This is a genomic window from Thalassoglobus sp. JC818 (assembly GCF_040717535.1).
Taxonomy (GTDB): Bacteria; Planctomycetota; Planctomycetia; order Planctomycetales; family Planctomycetaceae; genus Thalassoglobus.
In genome coordinates this window covers 677,188-701,202 of the sequence record NZ_JBFEFI010000004.1, presented here as the reverse complement: position 1 = coordinate 701,202, position 24,015 = coordinate 677,188, and the positions used below count along the sequence as shown (strand labels likewise).

Sequence of the window (24,015 nt, the reverse complement as noted above, 5' to 3'; positions counted from 1 at the left end):
TCTTCGATGAAGGCTGAGTTCGGTTAGGTGGAACGCATACAAACAGAAGAATGAACCCAACGAGCGTGCTCGTTGAAAATGCGAATGCATCACGCCGCACGGCGCATTCTTGGTTCGTGATTCACTCGCGGTCTTGAAGAATACAGATCGATTCCGCGTCGAAGCGAGATTGTTCAGATCATTCACTCCGAGGCATCACGAGATAGAGCGACGACGATGTCTCATCGTCACTGGAATGCATCGGACTTCTTAGCGGCGTCCGAGATTTTTCATCGCGCGAGCACGATTGACAGCTTCGTCTTTGGCAGCGAATCCCGCTTCGTCAGTTGGGACAAGTGCCAACGCGGCCTGCAATTCTTCGTCAGCTTTCGCGGGGTCAACTTTCCCAGCTGGCAAGGCTCGATTTGTCAGAAGTGTGACGACTGAGCCTTTGATCTGAGCGAACCCGCCTTCGATGTAAAACGTTTCAGAGCCCGAAGTCGTTTCAACTCGCAGTGCACCAGAACCCAATCGACCAACGAGAGGGGCGCGTCCGGGGAGCACTCCAATCTGTCCGTCGAACAGAGGGAAACGCAATGTCTTGACTGGCTGGTCAAGCAGCGTCTTTTCTGGGGTCACCAGCACAAGTCGAAGTTCGGTGCCTGCAATCATTTTCGATGGGCCAGAATTTGTACTTATCGGAACTTCGCCACGAGCTGATCACCCGTGGCGAAGTCTGTTTGTTGACGAAAACCGCTGTCGCCGGGGCGACTTAACCTTCTTTAGCCATTCGTTCGGCTTGCTCAGCTGCTTCCTGCACGCCACCGACGTACATGAAGGCCGATTCCGGCAGGTGATCCCACTTACCGGCACAGATCTCTTCGAAGGACTGAATGGTGTCTTCGAGTGAGGTGAAGTTACCTGATTTCCCGGTGAAGACCTCGGCGACGTAGAACGGCTGAGACAGGAATCGCTCGATACGTCGAGCTCGTGCCACGACCTGTTTGTCGTCTTCTGAAAGCTCTTCCACACCGAGAATCGCGATGATGTCCTGAAGTTCGCGGTATCGCTGCAGGATTTGTTGAACCTGACGAGCAACGGCGTAGTGTCGTTCCCCGACCACTTGTGGATCGAGAATTCGAGACGAAGACGCCAGTGGGTCGATCGCAGGGTAAATCCCCTTTTCCGCAATCTTTCGTTCCAGGTAGATGAACGCATCCAGGTGGCTGAACGCCGTCGCTGGGGCGGGGTCTGTTGGATCGTCGGCAGGCACGTAAACAGCCTGTACAGATGTGATCGCACCCTTCTTGGTCGATGTAATACGTTCCTGCAGCTGACCGAGTTCGGTACCCAGTGTTGGCTGGTATCCCACAGCAGAAGGCATACGACCGAGAAGAGCCGACACTTCTGAACCCGCTTGCGAGAATCGGAAGATGTTATCGACGAACAACAGGGTGTCTGCACCTGTTTGATCACGGAACCATTCTGCCATCGTCAAACCGGTCAGAGCCACACGCAGACGGGCTCCAGGTGGTTCGTTCATCTGTCCGAAGACCATACAGGTCTGGGAGAGAACCGAACGACCAGTGTCTCCGATTTGAGCTTCGGCCATTTCGAGGAGAAGGTCGTTTCCTTCTCGAGTTCGCTCACCCACACCCGCGAACACCGAGTAACCCCCGTGTTCACGTGCGATACGAGCAATCAGCTCAGTCAGAATGACGGTCTTACCAAGTCCCGCTCCACCGAACAGTCCCGCTTTACCACCACGGACGAACGGTGTCAGGAGGTCGACCACTTTAATCCCGGTTTCGAAGACTTCAGTCTTCGAGGAGAGATCGTCGAGTTTTGGAGCTTCACGGTGAATCGGCCATCGCTCGGTGGCTCCGCACTCGCCTTGACCGTCGATCGTTTCGCCGATCACGTTGAAGACGCGACCGAGAGTCTCTTTTCCGACGGGAACAGTCACAGGAGCCTGAGTGTCGAGAACGTCCATGCCCCGCACCAGACCGTCGGTTGAACCGAGTGCCACGCAGCGAACACGACCACTTCCGAGGTGCTGTTGCACTTCCCCGGTCAAGTTGATCTTAACCCCTTTGACCTCTTGTTCAATTTTGACAGCATTGTAGATCTCCGGCATGCTGTCTGCCGCAAACTCAGCATCAAAAGTTGAGCCGATGATCTGCGTGATTTTTCCGGTATGCTGAGCAGTATCTGTAGACATGTTCGGTTCTCAATCTGGCTGTTACTCAAGTGCAGCGGCACCGCCGATGATTTCGGACAGTTCGCTGGTAATCTGTGTTTGACGGGCGCGGTTGTACTCTTGAGAAATACTGCGAATCATATCATCAGCGTTCTCGGTCGCCGCTTTCATGGCCACCATCCGAGCGATTTGCTCACCCACTGCCGCATCGAGGAAACACTTGAAAAAACGTGCTCGAAACGCTGCTGGAACAATTTCTTCGAGAATCTGCTCCGGGCTCGGCAGGAATTCATAGTCGACGCCGGTCGACTCTTCCGTACCAGTTGCGAGGTCTCCGAATGGGAGGAGTGTTTCGACAACTGGAGCCTGGCGGGCTGCACTCTGAAAACTCTGATACGCGACGTCGAGCCGATGCAATTTGCCGCTGATGAAATCAGCCAGGTAACGGTTGGCGATTTCGTTGACATCGTCGAAGGCGGGCTTGTCTTCAAATTGTTGGTAAGACCCAGCAATTTCGACACCCTCAAACTTCATCGCTGAAATTCCCCGCTTACCGGAGACTTCGACGGTGACGTTCTTGCCTTCGGCTTTCAGCTCACGCATGCGGCTATTGGCCTTACGCAAGATTCCGCCGTTGTAACCCCCACAGAGTCCACGATTCGAAGTGAGAATCAGCAACGTCACGTTCTTCGTTTCTGCAGGCTGTTTCAGCAGCGGATGACTGAAGGTCAAGTCCGCCTGAGACAGGTCAGAAACGATTTCGTTGATCTTGCGGGTGTAAGCAGCCGCTTCAGCCGCCCGGTCCATCGCTTTTTTGAATCGCGAGGTGGCGATGAGTTCCATCGTCCTCGTGATCTTGCGAATGTTCCGGATCGACTTCCGGCGCTTCACTAAAACTCGTGCGTTACCCATTGCTATGCAATACTCTTCAGTCTAAGGGCGATCAAATCAGGCAGTGGCCTCAGCTGGGGACTCCGCAGCATCAGCTTTGAAACGGCCCTGGAATTCCGTAAGAGCTGCTTTCAGCTTCTCTTCGAGATCGCTGGAGAGTTCTTTGGTCTCGATCAGTCCGTCACGCACTTCGCTCTTTTCTTCTGCGATGAACTGAAGCAGTTCTTTTTCAGCTCTCGCAACTTGATCGACAGGCACTTTGTCGAAGTAGCCTTTGGTACCGGCGTAAATCGAGATGACCTGGTCTGCGAAGTGAAGTGGCTGGTATTGGGGCTGCTTGAGCAATTCGACCATTCGGTAACCGCGGTCGAGCTGTTTCTGTGTGGCAGCGTCGAGCTCTGTACCCATCTGTGCGAACGCTTCCAGTTCACGGAAGGCAGCGAGGTCGAGTCGCAGAGATCCGGAGATCTTCTTCATCGCTTTCGTCTGAGCGTTACCACCCACACGAGAAACGGAAATACCGACGTTAATCGCGGGACGAACACCAGCGAAGAACAGGTCTGGCTCGAGGTAAATCTGACCGTCGGTGATCGAAATCACGTTTGTTGGAATGTACGCCGAAACTTCCCCTTCGAGGGTCTCAATGATCGGCAGTGCGGTCATTGACCCGCCGCCGAGTTCATTGTTGAGTTTCGCTGCCCGTTCCAGAAGACGGCTGTGACAGTAGAACACGTCCCCAGGATAAGCTTCACGACCCGGCGGACGTCGCATCAACAGCGACAACTGCCGATAGGCCTGAGCCTGCTTGGTCAAATCGTCATAGACACAGAGCGTGTGCTTGCCCTGGTACATGAAGTGTTCGGCAATTGCTGCTCCAGAGTACGGGGCGATGTACTGCAGTGGAGCAGGATCGGCTGCGGACGCTGCAATGACGATGGAGTAGTCCATCGCTCCGTTGGATTCGAGAGCTTCCACCACTTGAGCAACGTTCGATGAACGCTGACCGCAAGCGACGTAGATGCAGATCACATCTCCACCCTTTTGAGCGAGGATGGTATCGATGGCGACGGCGGTTTTTCCCGTCTTTCGGTCGCCAATGATCAATTCACGCTGTCCACGTCCGATAGGAGTCATGGAGTCGACAGCTTTGATCCCTGTCTGGAGCGGCTGCTTCACAGGCTGTCGCTCAGCAACACCTGGTGCAGGATATTCGACCGGTCGGGACTCGGTGGTCACGATCGGGCCTTTACCGTCGAGAGGGTTTCCGAGTGGGTCGATGACGCGACCAATCATCGCGTCTCCGACTGGCACGGAAAGCAGCTCTCCGGTGGTCTTGACTTCGTCGCCTTCCTGAATGGTCAGGTAGTCGCCGAGAATAATAATACCGACGGAATTTTCTTCGAGGTTGAAGCAGAGACCACGAGTGCCTCCTTCGAATTCAACCATTTCTCCCGCCATTGCAGACGAGAGTCCGACGACACGAGCGATCCCGTCGCCAACCTCGATCACTTTTCCGACTTCGGCAGTTTGAACCTGCCCTTGAAAGTCTTCAATTTCCTTCTGGAGAACTGAAGCGATCTCGTCCGCTTTGAATTTCATTGAGGTACCTCTCGCGAAGTCGCTGTCGAAGGTCACGCAACCGCGTGCGCAGCGAACCATCGTAAACTGTGTCGCCGACTTGAATCACCAGCCCACCCAAGAGCTCCTGATCCAATGACGGAATAAGAATCGGCTCAAATGACAAAGCGTCATGCAGCCGTTGTTTAATACGCTCCAGCTGGTCGCTGGTAAGTTCAACTGCAGATCGAAGCTTGACCCGTACCTGTCCCTGTTGCTCTTCGTGAGACTGCCAGGCTTCGCTCAGGATTAACGGGAGAAGTTCAAGTCGATCGTGTTTCGCAAGTGTCAGCAGAAAGTTGGTAAATTTCTCAGACGCATACGGTTTGACGGTTCGTTCGATGACACCGCGTTTCTGCTCGGGGCCAGTTGCTTCCGTTGTCAGCAATCGCTCGAAGTCAGGGTTGGCTTGCAGGACGTCATCGTGAAATGAAGTGAACTCTTCGAGGAGTTCAGCTTGCTTATCTTGACCGGCGGCGTTCAGGAATGCAGTGGCGTAGACCTGTGCAACCGCTTTTGCACTGGGGTCTTCCAAGACATGTGATGGCCGAGTTGTTTGTGAGTCGGACATGAAACCTGGGAGTCCTTGAACGTCTTCTAGTTACCAGCCATTTGGTTCAGGGTTTCGTCGATCAGACGGTCCTGGTCCGAATCGTTAAAGCTGCTCCGCACGCGCTGCTCGGAAACCTCGGCCACGCGGGCTGCAAGATGTTCGAACAGTTGATGCAGGGATTGGTCACGTGCCCGGTCAATATCAACCTCAGCCCGTTTGACCATCAAACCCGCTTCATGATTGGCGAATTCAACAATCTCATTGCGAGTGTGGTCGGCGTCTCGTTTGGCTTCCGCGAGGGTCTCTGCCACGGTTTCGTCCATTGCTTCGAGCTGACCGCGATACTTGTTGAGAGTTTCACGTGCAGTCGACAGATGACGTTCCGCAACAGAAATGGTTTCCTGCTCCTGAGCCTCTCGGTCTGACATGCTGGTCAGCATCCAGTCCCAGATTCCCAGTTTTCCAATTGCGAAGCAGAAACCTGCAAACGCGATGATTGACCAGAACGAAAGGTCTTCCCAGATCGACGGAGCGGCATGTTCATCGCCATGCCCGGTCCCGTGTCCGGCACCGTGATCATCATGTCCGTGGCCTGCCTCATCATGGCCATGGTCACCGTCGGCATGATCACCTTCGTGTTGTGCATCGTGGCTTTCGTGAGCGGCTTCTGAATGAGCCTCTCCGGACTCAGCGTCCTGGCTGTAGGCCGAATTCACTGGGCCAGCTGTCAGGGCACAGGTCAGTGCCAGAATCCACGCCATACGAAGTGACTGGACGAACAATTTGTGATTCTCACGGACGTTCAAAAGACGACCTCACACCTGATTCCGGTCTTCCGAAGAAGGTCCGGTTCCCACTCGATGGTTCAATGATTGGCTGCAAATTGATTAGAGCCGACGACCGACAACGTGTTCCGTTGCAAGTCCGACCTGTTCGTCGACCCGTTCATCCAGTGTCTGGAGTGCAGATTCCTGGGCTTCACGAATCGCTCGCAGCGCTTCCTCTCGAATTCGCTTCGATTCCTGTTCTGCTTGAGCGAGAATCTCTTGTTTCTGCGTTTCTGCTTCAGACCTCGCGGAGGCGATGACTGATTTCACTTGCTCCTGAACTTGTGCGAGTCGGGCTTCCGACTCGGTTCTCAGCCGCTCAACTTCAAGCAGAGCAGCTTTGGCTTCGCGTTCAGCGTTAACGACTCGACCTTCTCTCGCGTTCAGGCCCTTGATCAATGGATTCCAGGCAACTGCTCGCATGATGAAGATGAACCCGCCGAACACAACAAGTGTCCACAGGAAGATGTCGAGCTTAGGCTGCACAGGGGGAAGGTTGTAATTCGGCTCTTTCGGAAAGAGCAGCGACGTAATTGGATCTTCCTCTGCTCCGGAACTCGCATGCTCTGTGGAATGTCCACTCGAAGCATGGTCTTCTCCAGGATCTGGAGAGTCCGCAGCAAATCCAATTGGCGCACCAACTCCCAGGCAGAGAGTCAGGCACATTACAAACTTCAGGCAGTCACACACGTCGACACCTAGAAACAGGAAACGGTCTCAAAAACACTCGCTCAGAGTGCAGAACTAGCCTGCAAAGACGATTCCGAGGATACAAACGATCAGGGCGAAGAATGTCGCACCTTCGATCAGAGCGGCTGCGAGAAGCATACCACCGCTGATGTCTTTGGCAGCTTCTGGCTGGCGAGCCATGCTCTCAACAGCTGCAGCACCGATCTTTGCGATTCCGAATCCGGCAGCGATCATGACCAGACCTGCACCGAAGGCAGGAGTCAGGTCAATGAGTGGCTGTTTAACGGTAGCTTCTTGAGCCACTGCAGGAGCCGCGAAGAACAAGACAGCGATAGCTGCACACCAAACGACTTGAAAAACGCGAGACACTTGACATCTCCTCATAGGGGTGAATTCGAAACTGAATTCAATTGAACAGAAACTAACTCATAATGCCGACAAGCGATTAGTGCTCGTGCAGCGACAGTGCGATGAAAATCGTCGAGAGGAAGGTGAAGACGTAGGCCTGAATAAACGCGACCAGCAACTCCAACAGTCCCACACCAATCTGTCCGAGAAGACTTCCCGGTGTGACGATAAACCAGGCCCCGCTCGTCGCCGCATCGGCGATGAAGGCCAAAATCACAGCGATCACTGTGTGACCGCCCATGATGTTTGCAAAAAGTCGCACAGCAAGAACGCCGTGCTTAATGAAGAGCCCACCAGCCTCGATCGCAAAGATCATAGGAACCAGCAGAACTTTGACAGCACCCGGTGCGTCAATGTTTGGCACCATGTGTGTCCAGAATCCGACAGGCCCATGCAATTGGGCACCGTAAATAAATGTGGCGATAAACGCAGTCAGTGCCAATGCACCGGTCACATTAATGTTTGCGGTCGCTGAACCAAACCACGGGAAGGCCCCGAGCAGGTTGCAGAACAGGATGAAGAAGAAGCAGGACCACAAGAACGGAAGGTACTTGTCTGCGGGATGAGTCACTCCGTCAGGCTCAGCGTGATCGCCGTGCGAATCAGTCGGGTAGGTCCCGACATGAGAGTGATCGTCGCCTTCATGGTGATGTGGATCGCCAATCACAGGACGAACGACGTTGTCCCGAATGTAAAGGGCGAGCATTTCCCAGAAATTCCAGAACCATCCGGAGACGGGATGTCCGTCTTTGGCTCGGGTTGCGACGCCCCGAAAGATGATAATGGCAAGGCCTGCAGCGACCAGCTGCAAGACCATATACTTCGTCAACTGGATTCCCATGATCTCCGGCAACGGAATGTGAATTCCGAACGGGAGATGGAACTCCGTGAAGTCGTATACGTGATGGAATGTCCCGTGACTGGCTAGCATGTCCGCGAGTCTTCAAGGTTTGATCAGGAGTCCGATTCTGTAGGAACAGAATCCTGAAGAGTTTTCCAAGCGAGCCACGTTTCTACAAAGAGGCCTGCCAGATAAACAACCGTCACTGTCAAAAAAAAACTGAGAGTTTTCAAACTGGGAAACTTCCAGGCTGCTAACCCCGCCAGTGCCATCGTCATCCCCAACCTGAGCAGTGTCATGGAGAGGATGGCTCCCGCACCGGAGCCGTGTCGATGCAAGATCCACAACGAAAAAAGTCCAGCGGGAATTGCCACGAGTGTCGCGACAATTGAGTCGTTGAACCCCGATCCCTCGTGGACGCCGAGCAACACCAGTCCCTGTGTCGAAAACCCACAAGCTGCGCCGGCGATGATCATGGCTCCCAGGAGCAGCAATTCATTTCGAAGAAATTCTTTGAATGATTGCTGTCGTGCCTCCAAGGTTTCACAACCTTATATCTCTCTTGTTCATCTTATCGTTTGCGAGTCACTTGTCCGACTCGGAACGTGAAGCTGATTCTGTCTTGGGAGTTCGCTGAGATTTCCCTGCCAGGACCCCGTTCATTCCAGAGCGGACCAGTCGGAAGAGTTGCCAGCCAACGGCCAGTAACCCGAGTCCGCATCCACCGAGGAGAAAGCCGGGGCTTGTTCCGTACTTCAAATCCAGCCAGTAACCGACACCGATCAGAAGCCCCATTTCGAGAGACATCGTTGTGATCTGTGACGACCAGTAGAGGAACTTGACAGGAACAAAAGATTTGTTTGGCCTCACGATGGAAACACCTTTCCCGAAAAGGGTTATTGGGGTCACCACCTCGCGAAATCGTCGCGCGGAGTCTACTTCCGTAGACAACTCAAGTCAAAGCGTTCACGTCGACCGGTGGCAGAATCCCCATTTCTGGTGATATCATAAATGGTGGATGAATTTAGAGTGCATTGCCGTTTGACTGTTTTTTCGCCGGATTCGGGGTGCTGTTCATGTCGCGACGCGTCGTGTAATCGCTTTTGCTGACGGAATTGGAATTCCTGCTGCTGAGAATCCAAGCGGAGAGCTTCTGGGAGGACCCGTTCATGCCACGCCGAGTTTCACGAAATGCTGGGCCGTATCAGACAGCAGAATTGCAGAAGATGACGATGGTCGAGTTGCGTGATCTCGCGAGTCAGCTGGAGCTCAGCGGTCACTCACGTTTAAAGAAGGATGAACTGATCGAGGAAGTGAAGAAAGCGTCTCAGGGGGCAAGCACTCAATTGGTCGATTCCGAAGACGAAGACTCTCTCGAAGTCCAGCAAGTCGCTCCCTTCTGGTTGTCGGCGACATGGTCGGTTTCGATGAAGACATTGAAGCGGGCAGCGGCTGCCATGAAGGAGGACTGGCATCGTTCCGTCTTAGTCCTGCGTCTGTTCCGAGTTCAACACGAAGATTCTGGCCCTCGATCGCGCGAGCTTGTGAAGGATATTTCGCTTCCTTCGGGGGCTCGAAAATGGTTTGTCGAGTTGGATGACCAAACCCTGGCCTGGAAGCTGGAGCTGGGCTATCGAGCAGGCGATCGGAAGTTCTTCTCACTCCTGCAATCGTCAGAAGTTGATGTCCCCGAAAATCAGAAGGACCTGACTCCGCTCGGAGGTGAAGACTCAGCTGGCAATCAGGTCGAATTTCTGGCACCTGACCGGAACGGAGATGTGCGGCTGAGGATTTCCGGAGAGCTGTCACTCAAAGGAGATGTCGGGACGCCCTGTTCCGCCATCGTCGACGGAGAAGCAGTGCAAGTCCACGCTGACGAAGGGGTCTTTTACTGGAGTCGGCCGCTCGAAAACGGCAGAGTCGTCATTCCGGTCGTCGTCGAATGTGGAAGTCAGCGGCAGAGAGCAGTCGTCGCTGTCGATTCGAATGTCCATTACCTGGAAGTGGAACACATTTCCCCGGGTTCGCGAAAATCGACAAAAGAGTGAACGTCCAGGCAACTTTCGGCACTCACCTCTCTACAATATCGCATCACGCACTTGTTGAGTCAGGAAAGTGAGTATCCGTGTCGAAGTCAGAAGCCGAATCCAATTCAGAAGAAATTCCGTCATTCTCCGTCGATCACCCTCGGATCGAAGCTGCCGTTCGTGAAATTCTGGCTGCTGTCGGGGAAGATCCCGATCGAGAAGGGCTTCTCGAAACCCCTTCTCGCGTAGCGAAGATGTATGCGGAGTTGTTCAGCGGGTTGCATCTCGATCCCGGTCGTCACCTGAAGAAGGTCTTCACCGAGACCTACGACGAACTCGTGCTTGTTCGCGACATCAGCTTCAATAGCATGTGTGAACATCACCTGCTCCCATTCCTCGGAGTCGCCCACGTTGGCTACATTCCGAGAGGAAGCGTTGTCGGATTGAGCAAACTTGCACGCATTGTGGAAGAAGTCTCGCGACGCCCGCAGGTTCAAGAACGCATGACGGAAACGATCGCGAATCTCCTCGAAGATCAACTGGCGCCGAAAGGTGTGATCGTGGTGCTTGAGGCGGAACATTCGTGCATGTCCATCCGCGGAATCCGCAAACCCGGTTCTGTGACGATCACGAGTGCTGTTCGCGGATTGTTTCGCAAGAACGAATCGAGTCGTGCAGAAGCGATGGCGTTGATCAACGGCAAGAAATGATTCCCGAATTCTCTCTTAAATTGATTTGTGGGCTCTCTCTCGTCTGGTGTCTGGCGCCCCAGTCTCTCATCACGTCTGGATTCTTTCGGATTCAGATGCTGATCACGTTGGGGCTGAGTGTGCTGGCGTTTTTGACCTCTGGCCAAATGCCTGCAGCCGCTGACGGGGAAAACCCTGCCGCGAGCAGCATGGCCATCTTTGGAGTCGTCTGCGGAATTTTGTCGTTCTTCGGATCGTTCTATTGGACGCTCGAGCGAAGGCGTGTCGGTGCGATTTTTGGCGGGTTGATTGCAGCTTGTTCGTGGCTGTTCCTGATTTTCGTCGTCGCTGGCAGAAGTGCATCTTCTAACCTGGTCGACGCAATTCCGCCCGTGCTCGATGCAGCCAGTTCAGCGATGCTGTTCGGGTCAACGACAGCGGCCATGCTCCTCGGGCACTGGTATCTGACAGCGACCGGGATGTCGTTGGCTCCGTTGACTCGATTCAACCAGTTCTTTCTGGCGAGTGTCCTGTTTCGGATCGTCGTCGTGGCAACAGTCAATTCATCATCCGCAGGCAGCTTTTCATTGAATGATTCGGGGCTGCTAATCCTTCGTTGGGTGGGGTTGCTGGGACCATTGATTCTCGGAATTCTCACGCAAAGAATTCTCAAGTACCGAAACACTCAGTCTGCCACTGGAGTCCTGTATGCAGCGACAATCCTCGTGTTCATGGGAGAAATGGCAGCGAGATTGCTTTCCACTTCCGATCAACACGTCGCTCTGGCTGGCCTCGTTTCTTCTCTGATGTGAAGCAGGAATCGGCTTTGCTTTCCTGATGTGTCTATTCAGGGTGACTCGTTCTCGAGTCCGATTGTTTTGTCAATTGAACGAATGTCTGATGAAGTAAACACCACACAGCTTTTCATTGGCATTCCATCCACGTAACATGTTCGGTCTCATGTATTTGACTTACCATTGCCCCAAGTGTGATGCACTCAATCAGTCGCCGGAATTGTCCGAAGCGGCCACGCTGCAGTGTGGCTATTGCGACTGGGTTCGCGACGTGCCCGTCTCTGTTCCACAGGACAATTCTCCGCCGAATCAGTGTCTCCGTTGCGGCAACGAGGATTTGTGGAGGCAGAAGAATTTTTCCCAGGCAGTTGGTCTGGGATTTGTGGCACTGGCGGCACTGATCAGCAGCATCGCATGGATGTACTATCGACCGATCCTCGCGATTTCGATTCTGATGGCATTCGCCGTACTGGATATGGTTCTGTACGTCGTCATGCCCGACGTTCTCGTCTGCTACCGGTGTCGAACCAAGCATCACGGGATCGACGTCACCGGCCATAAGGCATTCGATCATGAACTCGCTGAAAAGTATCGACAGGAAGAGATTCGTCTGAAAGCCTCCCAGTAATCCCAACGTGGACACTTCACTTCAACAGGGAGGCGTGCCAACATCTGCGACTCTCGAGACACATCTTGAACAGATCTGAGCCAACCCTGGAAATCAGCCGGGCAGACTATCGGGACAGAATGACGAACAGTGGAAGCAGGTCTTCGACTCAGATCCGCGACAGCAGACGACATTCGATAGAATCTTGCTCCCGTTGGAAATGCTTCGAATTGACCCACTTTGGACGAACAACAACAACGAATTCTGGATGATTTGAAAAGCGAGTTCAGTGGGGAACTTCGCTTCGACGCAGCTGCGCGCGAAATCTATTCTTGTGATGCCAGCATCTATCAGATCCTTCCGCTGGGAGTCGCCCTTCCGCACTCAACGGAAGATGTTGTTCTGCTCTGTCAGTACGCTTCGGAAAACGACGTCCCGCTGATTCCTAGAGGAGCAGGAAGCGGACTCGCAGGAGGATGTCTCGGCCGCGGGCTGATCGTTGATTTCTCGCGGCATATGAATCGGATTCTGGCTGTTGATGACTCCACGGTTCGTGTTCAGGCAGGAGTTGTCCGCGATCAGTTGAACGAAGCTCTTCGCGACCGGGGCATGTATTTCCCGCCCGACCCGTCCAACACTGCGGTCACCACGATTGGAGGCATGCTGGCTGTTGATGCTGCCGGTTCTCATGCTGTCCGTGTGGGATCGATGCGAGACCACGTTCAGCGCATTCAAACAGTTCTAGCGAACGGAACGGTCTTCGAAGCACGCCGATACGAGAACGTTCTGGCGATTCCGGAACCGGGAGTCGAAGAAGAACTCGTCCATCAACTCGCGCTCCTTTTGCAAACACACGAGGGCCTCATTCGCGAACGGCAACCGCCGCTCATTCGTAACTGCTCCGGTTTTCAGCTGCGCGGAGTTTTGGAAGAAAACGAACTCGATCTGCCCCGACTGCTCGTCGGCTCTGAAGGAGCACTCGGGCTATTCACCGAAGCGACACTTCACATCTCGCCCCGCCCGGAACAGCGCGGTGTCGCACTTCTACTGTTTGAAGACATCGAGTCCTCCGTCCGTGCGATTCAGAAAATCATTCCGTTGCAGCCCAGTGCGTGCGACTTGATGGATCGTCGCCTGCTCTCTCTGGCGAGAGAATTCGACGAAGATCTTTCAAAACTGATCCCCGAGCAAGCCGAAGCAGCGGTTCTCGTCGAACAGACTGGGTACAGCGAGCGACAGGTTCGCGACCGGTTGCGCGACGTCATGAGCGCAGCCCGGTCAATCGATTCTCAGGTCTATGTTGCTAAAGAATGCTACGACGATCGAGAAGTCGATTCGCTCTGGTCGCTTCCGTATCGAGTCGTCCCGCTGCTGACTCGACTTCGCGGCCTGACCCGTCCCCTCCCCTTGATCGAAGACATCGCTGTTCCTCCCGAATGCCTGCATGAATTCTTGACGAAGGCCCAACGGATCTTTCAGAAGTATTGGGTCACAGCCAGCTTGTACGCACATGCTGCTTCCGGGCAGATTCACTTCCGCCCCTTTCTGCCAATTCCGAATAACGAAAACAGCCCGGTTCTCGAATCGCTTTCGCGGGATCTCTATGAAACGGTGTTTCAGTTCGGCGGAACGGTCAGCGGTGAGCACGGAAACGGACTCGCCCGAACTGCTTTCGTTCGCAGCCAGTATGGTCCGCTCTATCGGGTTTTTCAGGAAGTCAAAGATCTGTTTGATCCTCACAACCTGATGAATCCCGGAAAGATTCTGAACGACGATCCGCATCTGACCATCCGGGATCTCCGCATCAATCCCGACCCCAAGCCGCAACCGTCATCGCTTGTTAATCTGCAATTGAACTGGCGAAACGAAGAAATCGTCGACGAACTATTGCGGTGCAACGGATGCGGCAGCTGCAAAGTTGTCAACGACTCAACACGTATGTGTCCTTTCTTCGCTGTTGATCCGCTGGAAGCGAATTCGCCGCGTGCGAAGGCGAATCTGGTTCGGTCGCTAGTGACGAACTCTCTCGATCCCAAAGCCTTTTCAACTGACGAAGCCAAAGAACTCGCGGACAGCTGTTTCAATTGCAAGCAGTGTCATCTCGAATGCCCATCGAATGTCAACATCCCGGCACTCGCCATCGAGGCCAAAGCTCAGTGTGTGAATGCGAACGGACTCTCCCGAGCCGACTGGTATTTGTCGCGAGCACATTCGTTCGGCCGGTTAGGAGTGGCGATTTCTCCGCTCGCAAACTGGTCGCTCGGCAATTCCATGATGAGATGGCTCATCGAAAAACTGCTGGGGATCTCGCAATCACGTCGGTTGCCCAAATTCGCACGCAGACAATTCCTCAAGAGTTCCTCGTCGTCGAAACGGCAGAGTCAGGATCAACTGACAGAGAAAGCGAACGTCGTCTACTTTGTCGATTACTTTGCGAACTTCCACGATACAGAACTCGCAGAAGCGTTTGTTCGGATTCTCGATCACAACTGCATTCCCGTACTTGTGCCCAAAGAACAGGTCGCGAGCGGAATGGCGATGATTTGTGCTGGCGATCTCGATGCAGCCCGTGAGCTTGCCGAGATCAATCTTAGTGTCTTGGGTGAGGCAGCACGGGAAGGCAAACAAATCGTTTGCACAGAACCGACTGCCGCTGTCTGCCTGAAGGAAGAGTATCCGCGACTGCTTGATCATCCCGATGCACTGGTTGTCGCAGAACAAACAATTGATGCTGGGACGTTTCTTCAACAGCTTCATCATCGCGGTGAACTGAAGAAGGACTTCTCGCCGTTTCCGCATCGCGTCGTTCATCACACACCCTGTCATCAACGGTACCTGAACCCGTCGAATCCGCTCGTCGAGCTGTTGCGATTAATCCCGGAGTTGACCATCGAAGAGATCGAAAAGGGATGTTCCGGAATGGCAGGAACTTTCGGAATGACGGCGACGAACTTTGAGAGGTCTTTAGAGTTCGGAAGCGAGTTGATTCTGGAAATGCAGCGGGATGATCTGGAGTTCGGCGCGACGGAGTGCAGCAGCTGTCAGTTTCAAATGTTGCAGGAGTCTTCGGTTCCGACACTTCACCCATTAAAATTGATGGCACTTGCTTACGGTTTAATGCCATCGCTCAAGAACAAATTGACGCCCTCTCGCAACAAACGATTGCTGACCACATGACTGTTTCCGTCCTCCTCTTTGCTCGTGCATCGGAACTCGCCGGGACATCATCGACAGATTTGGAATTTGACGAGAATCCGACAGTCGCTCAGTTTAAAGTCGCGCTGACGCAGCGGTTTCCCGAGCTGGAACTTCTGTCGAAACAACTCCTCGTCGCGGTCAACAACAACTATGTGCAAGACGGAGATATCATTCCAGACAACGCGGAGGTTGCTTGTTTTCCTCCAGTGAGCGGAGGGTAAGCCACGCGTGAGTTACCAAATCACTGACAGGGTTTCGTGAGATGTCATTCAAAGAGAGCGATTGCTGGATCGAACTGGTCGATCAACCGATCGACGTTGCCGCAGTTCAGGAGTTCGTCACCACACGTTCTGCGGGAGCTGTTGTCTTGTTCCTCGGAACAGTGCGCGAAATGACCGGCGAACGACAGACGGTAGCTCTGGACTATCAAGCTTATCCGGAGATGGCGATTGCGAAGATGCAAGAGATCGCGTCCGAAGCCAAAGAGAAATGGCCGATACAGAAAGTCGCGGTGATTCATCGAACCGGACGACTCGAACTCGCGGAAGCGAGTGTCGTCGTGGGAGTCAGCACGCCTCACCGTGGTGACTCGTTTGCCGCCGGGCAGTATTTGATCGATGAACTGAAGGTGCGAGTTCCAGTCTGGAAACGCGAGAACTGGGTCGATGGAACAACTGAGTGGGTCCATCCGGGCGCTGACGCCGGTCTGCCTGCCAGCGAAGCTCCCGACGCATAGAGCAAGTTGCTCTGTCCGGTGCACTCGCTTGAACTCCTTCATCAATTCAAAGCCGGGGTTGCTCGTGCGAGTGAGTGAACACCAAATCAGATAATGCTCTTTCGTCAGCGTACACGAAAAATGGTCTTCGCGAATTCGCAAACGCGAACTAAACGAAGACCATGTTGAGCAAGCAATTCAATCGCACTGGGAAAGTCGAAACGCCCTACTCGGCAGCTTCTCGTCCCATGTATTTGCCGGTTTCAGCGTCGATACGGACGCGCTCACCTTCGCTGATGAAGGCGGGAACCTGGATCTCCGCACCGGTTTCAACTTTTGCTGGCTTGGTGACGTTAGTCGCTGTGTTGCCTTTGGCGGCTGGCTCTGTGTAGGTCACTTCCAGAATGACATGCTTAGGAGGAGTGACACTGATGAGCTGTTCGTTCCAGTACAAGAGTCCGCACGGTTCCCCTTCTTTGACGAACCGAAGTTGTTCTTCGCCAACTTCTTGAGCCAGGCTGACCTGCTCGAAGCTTTCGTTGTCCATGAAAATGTAGCTGGAGCCGTCGAAGTAAGAATACAAGCCGTCTGCGTTTTTCACATCGGCTGCTTCGAGGCTGTCACCGCTCCGATAGGTGATGTCGAGCAGACTGCCGGTCAGAAGATTTCGGAGCTTTGTTTTGTAGAGCGCCTGACCCTTACCCGGCTTGACGAACTTGCAGTCGATCATTTCGTAAGGAGACCCTTCGACAATGACTTTTACTCCCTTCTTGAAATCACCGGCATTAATCTGTGGCATTGGAGTTTTTCCATTCAATCGCTAACTTGACTTCGGCGGGCCAGTTGGAACCATTTCTCAGGATCAATCCGATGACCTGAATGCAACGTCAACCAGCCGAATTTTGCGGAGGAGAATAGCACATGCCAGCGACTGGGGAAACGTTGTCACCCCTCAATCCGAAAGTGCACGTTTCCTCTGTTGGGCAATCTCAATCGGAAGCTGCAGCTCCGACATGGCAGCAGGAACTGGCCAACGCCGTCCGCACACCGGAAGAACTCTGTTCCCGCCTCGGTCTGTCGCTCGAAAGTGTCTCCCCGAAAGCAGCTGCGACGTTTCCGGCGCTTGTGACCGAGAGTTTTCTCAAGCGAATGGAAGTTGGTAACCCGTTCGATCCACTGTTATTGCAGGTCTGGCCGGCTTCTGATGAGGAAGAGACTGTCGCGGGGTTCGTCAGCGACCCGACAGGTGACTTGCAGTCTCAATCGACGCAGGGGCTTCTACGAAAATACTCCGGCCGAGCTCTCCTCGTTCTGAACGGAGCCTGTGCAATTCACTGCCGATACTGTTTTCGCCGTGAGTTTCCCTATGACCTTGCTCCAAAAAGCCTGGCCGCCTGGGAACCAGCTTTTGAACAGATCGGAGCAGACGAGACACTCAGCGAAGTCATTCTGAGCGGAGGCGACCCGCTCATTTGGAATGATCACAAACTCAAGCGGCTGATCGATCGCATCGAACAAATTCCGCACGTGCAGCGACTGCGAATTCACTCGCGAATTCCGGTTGTACTTCCGAGCCGAATCACAGCGGAATTGATTGAAACTTTGCGGAACACCAGACTCAAGGTTGTGATGGTGATCCATTCCAACCATCGAAATGAGCTTCAGGGAGACTGTTTGGATCAGCTGACGCGGCTTCAAAGAAGCGGTATTCCGATTCTCAATCAAGCGGTTCTGCTCAGAGGGATCAACGATTCGGTCGAAGCACTGGTTGATTTATGTGAGCATTGTGCCAACATCGGCGTCATGCCGTACTATTTGCATCAACTCGATCGGGTTTCCGGGGCCAGTCATTTCGAAGTCCCGATCGAAAAGGGAAAGCAGCTCGTCGATGAACTGAGGAAGCGGCTCCCAGGGTATGCTGTGCCCAGATATGTTCAGGAGGTTCCCGGCGCTCTTTCGAAATTGCCGATCGAGTAAAGAGACGTCATTTGAGTATTGTGGGAACCCGTATTAGCGACCTCGCCCGAGCCTTCAGTACGAAAGCTCTGTTAGAACAGTCGAGGTCAGTTCATCACAAAGAGCAACTTGTGCTGTAGTGACAGCAGTTTGATGAATCGAAAATAACTTCTCCCTCCTTTTTGCCTTCCGGATTCGATTCCCCCATGACAACTTCTGCGACCGCCCAGGAACCTTCTGTCAGAAGCCCGAGCGATGTGCGCGCGGACCATCAGCCGATGGGGCCGGTCTCCGTTTTTCTCGCGCTCATGACGATTACTTTGTGGGGCGGGACGGCTGTTGCGAATCAGGTTGCGATTGATGTCTTCCCGCCGCTGTTCGTCGGAGTGTTGCGATTCGGCCTCGCTGCGATCTTCATGGTGTTCTGGTGTCGAATCGACGGAACACCAGTCTTTCTGAGCGGTCGCCAGTTGTGGCTTTCGTCGCTCGTCGGCGTAATGATGTTCCTTCAAATCGCCACGTTCAACTACGGTACAGCGATTTCGAATGCGTCGCACGCGACGGTTCTCGTCAACAGCTACATATTCTGGGTAGCGATCTACGAGGGTTGGATTCGTCGATCCGTTCGATTTCGGTGGTGGCAGGTGTTCGGATTGTGTCTCGCCGGTTCAGGAGTCCTGCTGCTCGTCGGTAACGCAAACAGCGAATCGCTGTCCGAAATGGATCAGCCGACACTTTTGGGAGACCTGATTCTCGCGTCCAGCGGTTTTGTGCTGGCGATTAAGACACTTCTGGTTAAGAAGGCAGTTCAGGAAGTCCCGCCGACTTCGATGATTCTCTGGCACGACATCGTCGGGACAGCGCTACTCTTCGTGCTCAGCCTGTTGACGGAATCTCCCACAGGAAAGCCGGTGACGGTTGATGCTGTGATTGCGATTCTCTTCGGGGGTATCGCCATTTCAGGCGTTTGCTTTGCCATCAATGCGATGCTGTTGCAAAAGCACGGAGCTTCTCAAGTCGCGGTGTTTAGTTTTGGAACACCACTTGTTGGAATATTGCTGGCTTACTTTATACGAGGTGATCATTTGTCTCGCTGGTTGGTCACCTCCGGCCTCTTCGTTGCTGCCGGAATCTATCTCGTGAATCGAAATCGCCCACTCAAAAAGTGATCGATGTTGCATTTTGCCAACGTCAATTCGATGCAATTGATGCATCAGGTCAACGCAATCTGCGAAGTGCAGACTCGCAGAAAGAGTTTCGATTCTCTGTAAACTGCTTTCCGTAAATGCTTTGTGTTCAGTTTTCTTGACGATTTGTGCCTTCGATTTTCGATGTGGCCCTTTCCTTGCGTTATTCGGCATTCACCACCTGATTGCCAACGACACAAGTTTAGACCAGGCAGCATCGAGACCTATGGCGGAACGCAAGTATACTCACGGCCTGATGATCACCGAACATGATGATGTGACCGTCATCGGAATCGGAAAAATGGAAATCTGGGACGGTGCCGACCTGTCCCTGCTGCGTGATTCCATCGTGCAACTGGTCAACGAAGATCACATTGGGCAAATCGGGGTCGACATGACATTTGTCCAGCATGTGCCCAGCGGCTTCTTCGGAATGCTCTTCGATTGGCACGAACGCGGAATCCGGGTCACTCTCCACTCACCTCGTACACGCGTTTGTCAGATGTTGTGGTTTCGCAAGTTCTTCCTTCCGGACGGAGACGGGAAATTCGTGCTTCATGACGGCGAAGGAGTGAATGAGGTCGTCGACGAAGATCTCTGGTCGCAAACCGACACTTTTCAGCGTGAAAGTTTTTCACTTTTAGAATCCAGCCGCTGATTTCCCCTGAGTTTCGCCGATAAAGTCGAATGGCATTATTAGGAAGAAGTCTCTAACCTACCGCAGTGAGCCACTTCTGAATTCAAGTCACGACGACAAGTAGACGATGTCGACGAACACTCCATATCCCCCATTTCGCCCACATCCACTCGTGGTTGGTGGTCATCTACAGACGATCTTCGGTGCATGGATCACCGGGACGCAAAAGACGCGTGAAATCTCCATTCGACGCCATATCGAATTGGATGATGGCGATCAGCTCGTCTTGATGGATGATTTCCCTGCCAGTCGCTGGAAAGATGGGGATCCTGTGGCTGTGCTGCTGCACGGTCTGGGAGGTTCTGCTGAATCCCCTCACATTCGAAGAATCGCACACAAGCTAAGAGAACAGGGCATTCGAACTTTCCGGCTCAACCTTCGCGGATGCGGAGCTGGCGAAGGTCTCTCGAAGAATCTTTATCACGCGGGTCGGTCTGAAGATTTGCAGTCGGCCATGGAAGTCATTCCCCGGCTTTGCCCAGGTTCTCAGGTTTTCCTTGCCGGGTTCTCTTTGGGCGGAAACATCGTCCTGAAGTGGTTGGGTGAACATTCCGAAACAGCTGTTTCGCTGGTCGACCGGGCCATCGCGGTGAATCCGCCTGTTGACCTCGGAGCATGCACAGCTGCAGTTCAACGTCGGGCCTTCGGATTTTACGATCGCTACTTCGCAAAGATGATGTTTCGTCAGCTTTGCAACTCGTTCGATAAATCCCTCATCGCCAACGCGATCGACGCGCCTCGACGAATCATCTGTTTCGACGAAGCCTTCACCGCTCCGCGATCAGGATTCCGGAGTGCAGCACATTACTACGATGCCTGTAGTGCCGCTCCGTACATTTCCCGCATCAACGTGCCCACGATGATTCTCTCCGCTGAAGATGATCCGCTCATCCCAGCCAAAATCCTTCACGATTTGGAACGCCCTTCCGCCGTTCAACTGCACATCGCCGAATCGGGTGGCCATCTTGGATACTTCGGTTGTACTGGAGATGATCCCGACCGATGGTGGGCCGATTGGCGAGTCATCGATTGGTTCACCAGAGAATCGACCGAAGCGCGACTCAAGTTCGCTGCCTGAAGAGTCTGATCGTCTTTCCGCCCGCTGCCGCCAAGCGTGGTCTGTCCGGTCCGTAGTTACCAGCGCTCAACTGGTCCGTTCGGAACCTTCAACAGTGCGGTCGGAACGGTCGCCACACGCTCTCCGTGCCGCTCAGCAACCTGCTCAACAATCTCGTTGAATTCGTCGATCGATTCAAACCGGCGTAGCCGATCTTCGAGGTCATCCGGGATTCCCAATCGCTGCCCGTACCAGCCCACGAATTTGCGAAAGAGGATGCAACTGTAATCTTCGTGCTGTTCGCACATCAGCGCGAAATGTCGCTTTAAAAACTCGATTTGATCGTTCCGCGATGGTTCGAACGGTTCAAGGCCTTGGGCTTTGTCAGCCAATTTCCGGAAAATCCACGGGTCGAGAATTGCGCCACGACCGATCGCAACCGCAGCACAACCAGTTCGCTGCCGCATCGCAATCGCATCTTCCGGGGAACGCACGTCACCGTTGCCGACGATCGGGATCGATTGGACCGCTTCGACGGTCTTTCGAATCCCGTCCAGGTCGACGTTTCCGTGAAACCCCTGCTGGCGAGTGCGGCCATGAATCGTGATCGCTGTGACTCCGCACTGTTCGAATTCGCGTGCCAGTGCTGGAGCGGTCAGGTGGTCGCGATCCCATCCGAGCCGCATTTTGACAGTGACCGGAACCGACACCGCTTCGACGACTTGAGACACAGCGGTGCATGCTCCATCGACGTCGCACATCAACCGGGCTCCTCCGCCGGAGCTGTTGATCTTCGCCATCGGGCAGCCCATGTTGATATCAATTCCCTGATATCCACGGTCTTCCAGCCACTTCGCAGCCTTCACCAGTTCAGCGGTGATCCCTGAGAAAATCTGAACTGACAGCGGCTGATCGCTCTCGCAGGTTGCCACCAACTGTTGTGACTTTCGGCTCTTCGCCACCAGTTGTGATGCAAGGACAAGGTCCGTCGTCGCGAGGCCCAGTCCGCCGATTTCGCGGATGACGCGGCGAAACGCCAGGTGCGTGTAGCCTGCGAGTGGAGCCAGAAAATAGCGGGAAGGAATACGTCGATTTCCGATATCGATCGGCGATTCGTCAATCTCTGAGGGGGCGGCAAGTGACACGAGCGAGACAGACTTCTGCGACAAGTAATGAGGGAAACAACCCGCACACTATGTCACAGAACGGGGTGAGATCAACTCGTCGGTCAATCTGAGGCGGATTTCATCGCGGACGCGTCGAAATTCCTGCATCTTTTCTTCGTCGCTTCCCGTTGCGTAAGCTGGGTCATCGAAGGGCCAATGCCAGCGTTCGACGTCGCCAGGAAAGAGGGGGCATTCCTTCTCAGCTGAGGAACAAACACTAATGATCAAATCGGGAGGCATTCCTTCGGGAGGAAGAAATTCGTTGATGTGCTTGCTTGTCTGCGTTGAGATGTCGACGCCAAATTCATTCATCGCTTCGACCGCCATCGGATGAACATAACCTGCTGGCTTAGCTCCCGCTGAGAGAGATTCGAACCGGTCCGAAGCGAGTTCGCGCAGGAGCCCTTCAGCCATCTGGCTGCGACAGGAATTTCCGGTGCACAAAAAGAGAACTCGCTGACGTTCCATTTCAAACCCTTCCTCAACGTTCAATTCAGATGTCTGCTGCCATGAAATCGTCCGCGTTTTTCAATAGGGACGACTCGTTGCCCGGAACACGGTGATGAAGTTTGATGACTTTTGTGTCAAAAACGGATGAAACCTTGCGAAAGTCTCAGAAGTGAAACCATCGAAAGACGAAGCCATATCGAATTGGTTTCTTTCTCCTGACTGCGGTCTTTACTCGCTTGGCTGTGGAGTCTGTTTGATCAGTTCGACCATCTCGGTTCCCAGTGCCTGACCGATTTTCGTGAGGATCTTGGCACTCCCAAGGTAGTGGTAACCGCGGTCTGATCCAACGTTGTAGTACTCGCTCCAATCCGAAGTCTTCCAGACTTCACGTTCTGCCAGCTCTGCCGTTTCCGAATCCCAGAATTCGACGGTCGGAACGAAGACGGCATTGTCGAGTGCTTCCGCTGCAGCTTGTTGGGCAGCTTGAAAGTCGCCGCGGTTTCCGTTCGCTCCCAGTTCACCAATGACGACCGGAAGATTCGGAGCGGACAGGTCTTTTCGAAGATCCTCGATCATCGTCGTCAGGCGAGTTGTGTACTGCTGATACTTTTCCTCGCGCTGCTCTCGATCGACCATGTCGTTCCAGCCCTGAAACCACACGAAGCCCGACAGTTGATACTCTCTCGGTCGACCTGCTCCTGGAAACAATTCGTCGGCGTTTGCAAGGACGTCGGAAACATGTTCCAGCATCAACCGATAGTCCTTTCCGTAAGACTGTTGAACATCTTCGAGTGTTGCTGTTGGAGTTCTGCGACGCATTCTTTCGAGATCTGCCTGAAGCTGCTCAGCGTCTGGTTGTGGAGAACTTGGCGAAAGGAAGTCTCTACGAACACTTCTTCCTCCCCAGCAAGTCTTGATGAGAAGAATCTGCTCATCGAATGCTTCGCCGACGACCCATCCGAAACCGAGCTCCGGACCGATTTTGAACTCGCGAGCTCCAAATCCCGGTTTCAAACTTCCGAATCGAGGTCCGTCAGTCGTCCAGACCCAGACGTCATTGCGTTGCGTCCAGAGACCATCTTTGTCTTTCCAGTGTTGATATTCTTGGGCTGTCTCCGAATTGTAGATGAGGTATTCAAGAGTTCGCAGAGAAGCGTGTCCCTGCATGTTCGACTGTCCCGCCAGAATGAAGACTTTGACAGGACCGTCTTTCGAAGCTGGCCACGGATCTTTGTCGAATGCTGAATCGGGAGTTTGGGCGAGAATGACCTGGCTCCCGAAACAGCTCAGGCAGAAAGCGATCAAACCGATCAGCATTCGGGATTTTGCAAAGCTCGGTGTACCGAGTTGGATCATTGATGCACTCCTTGGTTGATACGAGGAGATTGTGCGGTCCTGAGATGAAACATTCCCGAGCTCAGCATAACATCGATGAGTTTCGATGACGATCAATGGCTTCTGAACGC

General features: G+C 53.6%; 26 protein-coding genes. 11 read left to right on the top strand and 15 right to left on the bottom strand.

Annotated elements, in window-relative coordinates:
• Positions 1–249: 249 nt before the first annotated feature.
• The 11 genes from atpC to AB1L42_RS13800 all read right to left on the bottom strand — a co-directional run bounded on the left by atpC (position 250) and on the right by AB1L42_RS13800 (position 8,876).
• Complete coding sequence (atpC, locus tag AB1L42_RS13850) at positions 250–651, bottom strand: ATP synthase F1 subunit epsilon (RefSeq protein ID WP_367056472.1); 402 nt, start codon at positions 649–651, stop codon at positions 250–252.
• A gap of 100 nt (positions 652–751) precedes the next feature.
• The gene (gene atpD / locus AB1L42_RS13845; RefSeq protein ID WP_367056469.1) at positions 752–2,200 is read right to left on the bottom strand and encodes a F0F1 ATP synthase subunit beta; all 1,449 of its coding nucleotides are present in this window, start codon (positions 2,198–2,200) and stop codon (positions 752–754) included.
• Positions 2,201–2,221: 21 nt separating this feature from the next.
• Positions 2,222–3,091 (bottom strand): ATP synthase F1 subunit gamma, encoded by an 870-nt coding sequence (gene atpG, locus AB1L42_RS13840; RefSeq protein WP_367056466.1) that lies wholly within the window; start codon positions 3,089–3,091, stop codon positions 2,222–2,224.
• Between the two features lie 36 nt (positions 3,092–3,127).
• Positions 3,128–4,669, bottom strand: a complete 1,542-nt coding sequence (gene atpA, locus AB1L42_RS13835) for a F0F1 ATP synthase subunit alpha (RefSeq protein ID WP_367056463.1) — start codon at positions 4,667–4,669, stop codon at positions 3,128–3,130.
• Positions 4,620–5,258: an ATP synthase F1 subunit delta gene (gene atpH / locus AB1L42_RS13830; RefSeq protein ID WP_367056460.1), complete on the bottom strand. Its 639-nt coding sequence runs from the start codon at positions 5,256–5,258 to the stop codon at positions 4,620–4,622. The genes atpA and atpH overlap by 50 nt, the downstream gene beginning before the upstream one ends.
• 26 nt (positions 5,259–5,284) lie before the next feature.
• Positions 5,285–6,001 (bottom strand): ATP synthase F0 subunit B, encoded by a 717-nt coding sequence (locus AB1L42_RS13825; RefSeq protein WP_367056457.1) that lies wholly within the window; start codon positions 5,999–6,001, stop codon positions 5,285–5,287.
• Between the two features lie 126 nt (positions 6,002–6,127).
• Positions 6,128–6,733: an ATP synthase F0 subunit B gene (locus AB1L42_RS13820; protein ID WP_367056454.1), complete on the bottom strand. Its 606-nt coding sequence runs from the start codon at positions 6,731–6,733 to the stop codon at positions 6,128–6,130.
• Positions 6,734–6,811: 78 nt separating this feature from the next.
• Complete coding sequence (locus tag AB1L42_RS13815; RefSeq protein ID WP_367056451.1) at positions 6,812–7,126, bottom strand: ATP synthase F0 subunit C; 315 nt, start codon at positions 7,124–7,126, stop codon at positions 6,812–6,814.
• Between the two features lie 76 nt (positions 7,127–7,202).
• On the bottom strand, positions 7,203–8,096 hold the full coding sequence (atpB, locus tag AB1L42_RS13810) for a F0F1 ATP synthase subunit A (RefSeq protein ID WP_367056448.1): 894 nt from the start codon (positions 8,094–8,096) through the stop codon (positions 7,203–7,205).
• A 23-nt stretch (positions 8,097–8,119) separates the two neighbouring features.
• On the bottom strand, positions 8,120–8,545 hold the full coding sequence (locus AB1L42_RS13805) for a hypothetical protein (protein WP_367056445.1): 426 nt from the start codon (positions 8,543–8,545) through the stop codon (positions 8,120–8,122).
• A 46-nt stretch (positions 8,546–8,591) separates the two neighbouring features.
• Positions 8,592–8,876, bottom strand: coding sequence for an AtpZ/AtpI family protein (locus tag AB1L42_RS13800; RefSeq protein WP_367056441.1), 285 nt, complete (start codon positions 8,874–8,876; stop codon positions 8,592–8,594).
• A 299-nt stretch (positions 8,877–9,175) separates the two neighbouring features.
• On the opposite strand from AB1L42_RS13800, the gene AB1L42_RS13795 reads away from it, so the two are divergent.
• From AB1L42_RS13795 to AB1L42_RS13765, 7 genes are all read left to right on the top strand, one after another.
• Positions 9,176–10,054 carry a DUF4912 domain-containing protein gene (locus tag AB1L42_RS13795; RefSeq protein ID WP_367056438.1) on the top strand — a complete coding sequence of 293 codons (879 nt, stop codon included), beginning with the start codon at positions 9,176–9,178 and terminating at the stop codon, positions 10,052–10,054.
• A 113-nt stretch (positions 10,055–10,167) separates the two neighbouring features.
• Positions 10,168–10,743, top strand: coding sequence for a GTP cyclohydrolase I FolE (folE, locus tag AB1L42_RS13790; protein ID WP_367056659.1), 576 nt, complete (start codon positions 10,168–10,170; stop codon positions 10,741–10,743).
• Between the two features lie 95 nt (positions 10,744–10,838).
• Positions 10,839–11,534, top strand: coding sequence for a hypothetical protein (locus AB1L42_RS13785; RefSeq protein ID WP_367056433.1), 696 nt, complete (start codon positions 10,839–10,841; stop codon positions 11,532–11,534).
• Between the two features lie 148 nt (positions 11,535–11,682).
• Positions 11,683–12,144 carry a hypothetical protein gene (locus tag AB1L42_RS13780; protein ID WP_367056430.1) on the top strand — a complete coding sequence of 154 codons (462 nt, stop codon included), beginning with the start codon at positions 11,683–11,685 and terminating at the stop codon, positions 12,142–12,144.
• 219 nt (positions 12,145–12,363) lie between these two features.
• Positions 12,364–15,300: an FAD-linked oxidase C-terminal domain-containing protein gene (locus AB1L42_RS13775; RefSeq protein WP_367056425.1), complete on the top strand. Its 2,937-nt coding sequence runs from the start codon at positions 12,364–12,366 to the stop codon at positions 15,298–15,300.
• Positions 15,297–15,542, top strand: a complete 246-nt coding sequence (gene moaD, locus AB1L42_RS13770) for a molybdopterin converting factor subunit 1 (protein ID WP_367056420.1) — start codon at positions 15,297–15,299, stop codon at positions 15,540–15,542. Before AB1L42_RS13775 ends, moaD begins: the two co-directional genes overlap by 4 nt.
• Positions 15,543–15,583: 41 nt before the next feature.
• A complete protein-coding gene (locus tag AB1L42_RS13765) occupies positions 15,584–16,057 on the top strand; it encodes a molybdenum cofactor biosynthesis protein MoaE (protein ID WP_367056415.1) in 474 nt (157 codons plus the stop codon).
• Between the two features lie 205 nt (positions 16,058–16,262).
• On the opposite strand, the gene efp is transcribed toward AB1L42_RS13765, so the two are convergent.
• A complete protein-coding gene (gene efp, locus AB1L42_RS13760; protein ID WP_367056410.1) occupies positions 16,263–16,835 on the bottom strand; it encodes an elongation factor P in 573 nt (190 codons plus the stop codon).
• A gap of 122 nt (positions 16,836–16,957) precedes the next feature.
• Here efp and epmB point away from each other — a divergent pair, with 122 nt between their 5' ends.
• The 4 genes from epmB to AB1L42_RS13740 all read left to right on the top strand — a co-directional run bounded on the left by epmB (position 16,958) and on the right by AB1L42_RS13740 (position 20,954).
• Positions 16,958–18,013: an EF-P beta-lysylation protein EpmB gene (gene epmB / locus AB1L42_RS13755; protein WP_367056405.1), complete on the top strand. Its 1,056-nt coding sequence runs from the start codon at positions 16,958–16,960 to the stop codon at positions 18,011–18,013.
• 185 nt (positions 18,014–18,198) lie between these two features.
• Positions 18,199–19,161 carry a DMT family transporter gene (locus AB1L42_RS13750; RefSeq protein WP_367056400.1) on the top strand — a complete coding sequence of 321 codons (963 nt, stop codon included), beginning with the start codon at positions 18,199–18,201 and terminating at the stop codon, positions 19,159–19,161.
• Between the two features lie 244 nt (positions 19,162–19,405).
• A complete protein-coding gene (locus AB1L42_RS13745) occupies positions 19,406–19,837 on the top strand; it encodes a hypothetical protein (protein WP_367056397.1) in 432 nt (143 codons plus the stop codon).
• 106 nt (positions 19,838–19,943) lie between these two features.
• Complete coding sequence (locus AB1L42_RS13740) at positions 19,944–20,954, top strand: alpha/beta fold hydrolase (protein ID WP_367056392.1); 1,011 nt, start codon at positions 19,944–19,946, stop codon at positions 20,952–20,954.
• Positions 20,955–21,010: 56 nt separating this feature from the next.
• Here the strand turns inward: AB1L42_RS13740 and AB1L42_RS13735 are convergent, their stop codons facing one another.
• From AB1L42_RS13735 to AB1L42_RS13725, 3 genes are all read right to left on the bottom strand, one after another.
• Positions 21,011–22,078: a tRNA-dihydrouridine synthase gene (locus tag AB1L42_RS13735; RefSeq protein ID WP_367056387.1), complete on the bottom strand. Its 1,068-nt coding sequence runs from the start codon at positions 22,076–22,078 to the stop codon at positions 21,011–21,013.
• Positions 22,079–22,126: 48 nt separating this feature from the next.
• On the bottom strand, positions 22,127–22,567 hold the full coding sequence (locus AB1L42_RS13730) for an arsenate reductase ArsC (protein WP_367056382.1): 441 nt from the start codon (positions 22,565–22,567) through the stop codon (positions 22,127–22,129).
• A gap of 210 nt (positions 22,568–22,777) precedes the next feature.
• Entirely contained in the window at positions 22,778–23,905 is a 1,128-nt protein-coding gene (locus tag AB1L42_RS13725) for a sialate O-acetylesterase (protein ID WP_367056379.1), read from the bottom strand.
• Positions 23,906–24,015: the final 110 nt, after the last annotated feature.